Origin of the sequence: Pseudoalteromonas luteoviolacea S2607 (assembly GCF_001625575.1) — a bacterium.
Taxonomy (GTDB): Bacteria; Pseudomonadota; Gammaproteobacteria; order Enterobacterales; family Alteromonadaceae; genus Pseudoalteromonas; species Pseudoalteromonas luteoviolacea_E.
The window spans coordinates 1-220 of record NZ_AUXV01000038.1; the positions used below are offsets into that span (position 1 = coordinate 1).

Here is a 220-nt window from a genome sequence, read left to right on the forward strand (position 1 = left end):
GTCGGAGTGTGTATTTATTGAAGTAGGACCCGGGAATGTGCTCTGTCAGTTGGCTAAGAAACATATTTTATTACCTAGCTTAATCATACATAGTACTGGATTCTCAGCGGCAGTAGACCAAGATGAAAAGTCGATAGCATCCGCACTTGGACGAGTTTGGCAAAGTGGAATTGATGTCGATTGGCAGGCATATTATGAAGCGGAGCAGCGCCAACGAGTC

1 protein-coding gene is annotated in these 220 nt (G+C 45.0%); it reads left to right on the top strand.

Annotated features, from left to right (window positions below):
• Positions 1 to 37: 37 nt before the first annotated feature.
• Positions 38 to 220 (top strand): hypothetical protein (locus N480_RS16235; RefSeq protein ID WP_155732873.1); only part of this gene is annotated, 183 nt, incomplete at its 3' end.